General features: G+C 66.7%; 7 protein-coding genes. 4 read left to right on the plus strand and 3 right to left on the minus strand.

The window, feature by feature from the left end; translation table 11 throughout:
- Window positions 1-6: 6 nt before the first annotated feature.
- A complete protein-coding gene (locus tag H9633_RS12920) occupies window positions 7-900 on the plus strand; it encodes a transposase (RefSeq protein WP_225211029.1) in 894 nt (297 codons plus the stop codon).
- Between the two features lie 299 nt (window positions 901-1,199).
- Here H9633_RS12920 and ychF read toward each other — a convergent pair whose 3' ends face one another.
- Entirely contained in the window at window positions 1,200-2,273 is a 1,074-nt protein-coding gene (gene ychF / locus H9633_RS02135) for a redox-regulated ATPase YchF (protein ID WP_191711923.1), read from the minus strand.
- 128 nt (window positions 2,274-2,401) lie between these two features.
- Between ychF and H9633_RS02140 the strand changes: the two genes are divergently transcribed.
- Both H9633_RS02140 and H9633_RS02145 read left to right on the plus strand, forming a co-directional pair.
- Window positions 2,402-2,995 (plus strand): 3'-5' exonuclease, encoded by a 594-nt coding sequence (locus H9633_RS02140; RefSeq protein WP_071644604.1) that lies wholly within the window; start codon window positions 2,402-2,404, stop codon window positions 2,993-2,995.
- 27 nt (window positions 2,996-3,022) lie between these two features.
- Window positions 3,023-3,433 (plus strand): ankyrin repeat domain-containing protein, encoded by a 411-nt coding sequence (locus tag H9633_RS02145; protein ID WP_318247171.1) that lies wholly within the window; start codon window positions 3,023-3,025, stop codon window positions 3,431-3,433.
- A gap of 25 nt (window positions 3,434-3,458) precedes the next feature.
- Here the strand turns inward: H9633_RS02145 and H9633_RS02150 are convergent, their stop codons facing one another.
- Window positions 3,459-3,737, minus strand: coding sequence for a hypothetical protein (locus tag H9633_RS02150; RefSeq protein ID WP_071644603.1), 279 nt, complete (start codon window positions 3,735-3,737; stop codon window positions 3,459-3,461).
- 107 nt (window positions 3,738-3,844) lie between these two features.
- Window positions 3,845-4,831 (minus strand): class II fructose-bisphosphatase, encoded by a 987-nt coding sequence (glpX, locus tag H9633_RS02155; protein WP_071644602.1) that lies wholly within the window; start codon window positions 4,829-4,831, stop codon window positions 3,845-3,847.
- Window positions 4,832-5,013: 182 nt separating this feature from the next.
- Between glpX and fbaA the strand changes: the two genes are divergently transcribed.
- On the plus strand, window positions 5,014-6,042 hold the full coding sequence (gene fbaA / locus H9633_RS02160; protein WP_071644601.1) for a class II fructose-bisphosphate aldolase: 1,029 nt from the start codon (window positions 5,014-5,016) through the stop codon (window positions 6,040-6,042).
- Window positions 6,043-6,085 lie beyond the last annotated feature (43 nt).

Here is a 6,085-nt window from a genome sequence, read left to right on the forward strand (position 1 = left end):
GAGAGCATGCCCTTGCCCGATTCGCAGCAGATCCCCGACGGGAGCTCGACAGTTCTCCCCCGCGTCCTGCACACACCGCGCAGCAGGGCACTGCTCTCGGAATCGTGGGCTCAAGCAGAGGAGGCAAAGCGGAGGGAGCGGGCAGGCGATGACCTCCAGCTTCCCTATGAAGCCTATGCAGCGGGCGAGCCCTGCCGCGCCTGTGGGCGCGCCCTTCTCGGCGAGCCGGCCCCGGGCACGGACGAAGAGGGCCTTGCGCGGATCGACGCCGACAATGCCGAGTTCCGAGCCGCGCACACGTCATGCAACATGGGCGTTTGGCGTCTCGAGAACAACCGGGTGGAGCACTGCCACCTGTGCTGCCCGTTCCCGCCACTTTCGCCAGCTCAGCGCGATGAGCTCCGGCAGCTCCTATACCCACCCTCCTTCCACATCGACCGCAGCACCACCTGGCAAGTGGAACTGACCTGCCAGCACGTCGAGACCTTGGCCGGGCATTCCCCTCGCTACGTGGAACCGACCGTCCAATGCACCGAATGCGCCGTCATCCGTGGCGTGGTCAAAGCAGTGCGAATCGATGACCAGGCGACGGATGGCGACGACAGCAGCGTCACCGAGGGCCTCCTGCCCGACTATCAACGACTCACAGATGAGCAATGGAGCTGGATCAAGCACATCGTTCACACAGAAGATCACCCTCGCCGCGGGCGGCCACGCACTGACATACGCACGATCGTCGACGCCGCTCTCTACAAGACCCGCACCGGCATCACGTGGCGCGAGCTCCCCGCAGAGTTCGGGTCATGGCAGACCGCCTTGCGCCGGCACAACCAACTGGTGGCGAACTCCCAGTGGGACGAGATCACTCGCACTCTGGCGGAACGAGACCTGCCCCAGTGAACCGCGGCGTCGTTGCGGCGACCGACTTTTGAGTCAGACTGCTTATTGAGTCAGCGCACCTGCCGAGAGATCGCGCGTCGAACGCGGTGAACCCTCCGCAGCACTGGCCAGCCGAGGCTGCGTCCCAGAGACACTCCTGCACCGCAGAAAGCAGAATCGGCCCCTGCGGAAGTTCCGCAGAGGCCGACCAAAATTCCAGGTCAGCGAGGCAAAAGCTGAGCAACTAATGGTGGATCGGAACTTGACTGACGAGCCAGTTCGGAGGCTGGGAAGATAAAATCCCTGGTCAGAAGCCTGTTTTAGACATTGAACCTGAATTCAACCACGTCGCCGTCCTGCATGACGTAGTCCTTGCCCTCGAGCCGCGCCTTGCCCTTCGCGCGGGCCTCGGCGACGGATCCGGTCGCGACGAGATCGTCGAACGAGATGACCTCGGCCTTGATGAAGCCCTTCTCGAAGTCGGTGTGGATCACGCCCGCCGCCTGCGGCGCCTTCGCGCCCTGCGGGATGGTCCAGGCGCGCGACTCCTTGGGACCGGCGGTGAGATAGGTCTGCAGACCGAGCGTCGCGAAGCCGATGCGGGCGAGCTGGTCGAGACCCGATTCGGTCTGACCGGTGGCCTCCAGCAGCTCCTGCGCGTCCTCCGGGTCCAGCCCGATCAGCTCCGACTCGATCTTCGCGTCGAGGAACACGGCCTGCGCGGGCGCGACAAGAGCCTGCAGCTCTGCCTTCCGCTCCTCGTCGGTGAGCACCGATTCGTCGACGTTGAACACGTAGATGTACGGCTTCGCCGTCAGCAGACCGAGCTCCTTGATCGGCGACAGGTCGATGCCCGCCGTCGAGAGCAGCTGACCGCGCTCCAGCGCATCCTTCGCCGCGTTCGCGGCATCCAGAACCGACGGGTCAGTCTTCTTCTGCTTCACTTCCTTCTCGAAGCGCGGCAGCGCCTTCTCGATCGTCTGCAGATCGGCGAGCATGAGCTCGGCGTTGATGGTCTCCATGTCGCCCTTGGGGTCGACGGTTCCCTCGACATGCACGACGTCATCGTCGACGAAGCCGCGCACGACCTGCGCGATCGCGTCGGCCTCGCGGATGTTGGCGAGGAACTGGTTGCCGAGCCCCTCCCCTTCGCTGGCTCCGCGCACGATGCCGGCGATGTCGACGAACGACACGGTGGCGGGCAGGATGCGCTCGCTGCCGAAGATTCCGGCCAGCACCTGCAGGCGCGGATCGGGCAGGTTCACCACGCCGATGTTCGGCTCGATCGTCGCGAACGGGTAGTTCGCTGCGAGCACGTCGTTCTTGGTCAGCGCGTTGAAGAGGGTGGACTTGCCGACGTTGGGCAGGCCGACGATTCCGATAGTAAGAGCCACGGGATACGAGTCTACCGGCGGGGACGCCTCCCGCCGGCGTGCACTGCTCAGGTGCGCGAATCACCGGTGTTCGGCGGGCTGCGGCGAGTCTGCGGGCCGGCATCCGGATGTCGCGGGATGGTGGATCCGTGCCCCTGGATTTCACTGCGATCGACTTCGAGACGGCGAACTCCAGCCCCGCCTCGGCCTGCTCGGTCGGCCTCGTACGAGTCCGAGACGGCCAGGTCGTCGCACAGACGGGATGGCTGATCCGCCCGCCGATGGGCCACGACCAGTTCAACGAGTGGAACATCCGGATCCACGGCATCCACCCGCACGACGTCATCGGCGCCGCGACCTGGGCAGAGCAGCTCGACCGCCTGTGCGATTTCGCCGCAGACGACGTGCTCGTCGCGCACAACGCCGGGTTCGATCTGAACGTTCTGCGCCGCGCCTGCGAGGTCACCGGCCTCGTCGCTCCCCCGTACCGCTCGCTGTGCTCGCTCGCTGTGGCGCGGAAGACCTACACACTCGACTCGTACCGTCTTCCCCTGGCCGCCGCGGCGGCCGGCTTCGGTGAGTTCGCGCACCACGATGCGCTGGCCGACGCCCGCGCATGCGCCCAGATCGTGATCGACGCGGCCCGACGAGCCGCCGCAGACGATGTGCCTGCTCTCGGCGCCGCTCTGGGCGTGTCGCTGTCGGCGCCGCTCGTCTGCGAGCTCGAGCCCGCTGTGGCCTGACTTGTCGACATCGGACACAATGGTCAGGTGACGAGCGGACAAGGCGAACAGAGCGGACTGAGCGGACTGAGCCTCGAGGTGATCGAGGGCACCTTCGACCTGGCCCGGCAGGGCCGCACCGCACCCCTCGGCGAGATGATCGATGCCGGAGTGCCGGTCGACGTGCGCAATCCGCGTCAGGACACGCTGCTGATCGTCGCGGCATACGCGGAGCACCTCGAGACCGTCGCGGACTTGATCGCGCGAAGCGCCGACCTGGATGCCGTGAATGCCAACGGCCAGACCGCGGTCTCGTGCGCCGTGTTCCGGCGCAACGAGACGCTGCTGCGGATGCTGCTCGACGCCGGCGCCGATCAGGATGCCGGCGGTCACAGCGCTAAGCAGATCGCCGACCAGTTCGGCCTCGGCGACATGCGCGCCGTGCTCGACTCCTACTGAGAAGGCTCAGCAGGGCTCCGCGGGCTCAGGCGCCGCCCGGCACCCACGACAGCAGTGCGATGACCACGACGGACGTTGCCAGGAACGCCCCGATGAACCACCACGAGCTCAGCTCGTGCCCCTCTTCGCGGCGCACGCGGAAGAGCACGTCGGCACGGCGGGCGGGATCGAACCCGGGCTGCACGGTGGCCTTCGCCTGCTGAGCGGCCATGATCTGCTCCTCGGTGACCCGAAGGATGCGACCGGTCGGGGTGGTGATGTGCGCGGCGCGCCTGGGACTCGCAGACGTCTCGTTCAACGGCATCCCGAGCACTCCTTCTTCATGACCATGCCGGCGTGCTGATCACACCGTGCCCCCTTATTCTGCCAGCCTCCGCTGGGAATGCCGGGACGCGCGGTCTGATGCTCGATTCAGAGCCACTTCGAGACGAGGTGATCCGACACGATGCGGCGCAGTGTGCCGGACGCTCCGCGCAGCACCACGCTCTCGGTGTAGAGGTAGTTGCCCTCGCGGCGCACACCCCGCACCAGCTGACCGTCGGTGACGCCGGTGGCGACGAAGATCGTGTTGTTGCCCTGCACGAGGTCGTCGGCCTCGTACACCTTGTCGAACTCGAGCCCTGCGTCGACGCCGCGCTGGCGCTCGTCGTCGTCCCGGGGCCACAGCACGCCCTGGATGTGACCGCCCAGTGCCTTGATCGCGCACGCGGTGACGATGCCCTCGGGGCTGCCGCCGATGCCGACGCACATGTCGGTGCGTGCGTCGTGACGAGCGGCGTTGATGCCGCCTGCGACGTCACCGTCGCTCATCAGTCGGGTGCCGGCTCCGGCCTCCCGGATCTCTGCGATGAGCTTCTCGTGACGGGGGCGGTTCAGCACCGAGACGACGAGCTCGTCGACCGGCTTGCCGAGAGCCTTGGCCAGGCGACGGACGTTCTCGCCGATGGGCTTGCGGATGTCGACCACGCCGATCCCCGCCGGCCCTGTGACCAGCTTGTCCATGTAGAAGACAGTCGACGCGTCGAGCATCGAGCCGCGATCCGAGACGGCCAGCACGGAGAGAGCGTTCTGACGCCCCTCGGCAGTCAGCGTCGTCCCGTCGATCGGGTCGACGGCGATGTCGCACTCGGGGCCTCGACCGGTGCCGACGACCTCGCCGTTGAACAGCATCGGCGCATTGTCCTTCTCGCCCTCGCCGATGACGACGCGACCCTGGAAGTCGACGGTGCCGAGAAAGGCGCGCATCGCGTCGACGGCCGCACCGTCGGCTGCCTCCTTCGCCCCTCGACCGATGAACGGCACCGCGCGGATCGCCGCCGCCTCGGTGGCGCGAACGAGTTCCATCGCGAGGTTGCGGTCGGGGCGGAGGGGGCTGAGATCTGCTGTGAGGCTCACCATGCGGGTCAGCCTAGTGACGACGGAGGATGGAAATCAGGACTTTTCACGAAATGAAAGCGAAGAAAACGCAGTTCTTGCCAGTTGATAAAGATACGCGCCCGAGCGGACGTAACCACGGAAGAATCCCCACCCCTGCGGGCTAAAGTGAGCATGCACCCCGACCGACAGAAGCAGGAGAACTCATGCCCGTCGCCACTCCGGAACAGTACGCAGAGATGCTCGACCGCGCGAAGGCCGGTGGCTTCGCGTATCCCGCCTTCAACGTCTCGAGCTCGCAGACGATCAACTCCGTGCTGCAGGGTCTCACCGAGGCAGGCTCGGACGGCATCATCCAGGTGACCACGGGCGGCGCCGACTACTTCGCCGGCCACACCGTCAAGGCTCGCGCGACCGGAGCCCTCGCCTTCGCGCGCTACGCGACCGAGGTCGCCAAGAACTACCCCGTGACCGTCGCGCTGCACACCGACCACTGCCCGAAGGATGCCCTGGCCGGCTTCGTCGAGCCGCTGATCGCGGCATCCGAAGAAGAGGTGAAGGCCGGTCGCAACCCGATCTTCCAGTCCCACATGTGGGACGGCTCGGCTGTGCCGCTCGACGAGAACATCGAGATCGCCCAGCAGCTGCTGCCGCGGATGAAGGCGATCAACGCGATCCTCGAGGTCGAGATCGGTGTCGTCGGCGGCGAGGAGGACGGGGTCGCGCACGAGGGCTCGAACGACGCCCTGTACACCACCTTCGCCGACGTCGACCAGGCGATCCAGGCTCTCGGCCTCGGCGAGCAGGGCCGCTACATCGCCGCCCTCACCTTCGGCAACGTGCACGGCGTGTACAAGCCGGGTGGCGTGAAGCTGCGTCCCGAGCTGCTGGGCGAGATCCAGGCTGAGGTCGCCGCCAAGTACGGCACCGGCCCGAAGCCGCTCGACCTCGTCTTCCACGGCGGCTCCGGCTCGAGCGACGAGGAGATCGCCCTCGCAGTCGCGAACGGCGTGATCAAGATGAACATCGACACCGACACGCAGTACGCCTACACGCGTGCGATCGCCGACTACATGTTCAAGAACTACGACGGTGTGCTGAAGGTCGACGGCGAGGTCGGCAACAAGAAGCAGTACGACCCGCGCGCCTGGGGCAAGATCGCCGAGTCGGCGATGGCCGCGCGCGTGGTCGAGTCGACCCGTCAGCTCGGCTCGTACGGCCAGTCGAAGAGCTGACTCCCGCCGATCTCGAAGAGGGGTGCCCCGGGCCGCCCGCCCG

The sequence above is a fragment of the Microbacterium commune genome, assembly GCF_014836945.1.
GTDB lineage: Bacteria > Actinomycetota > Actinomycetes > Actinomycetales > Microbacteriaceae > Microbacterium > Microbacterium commune.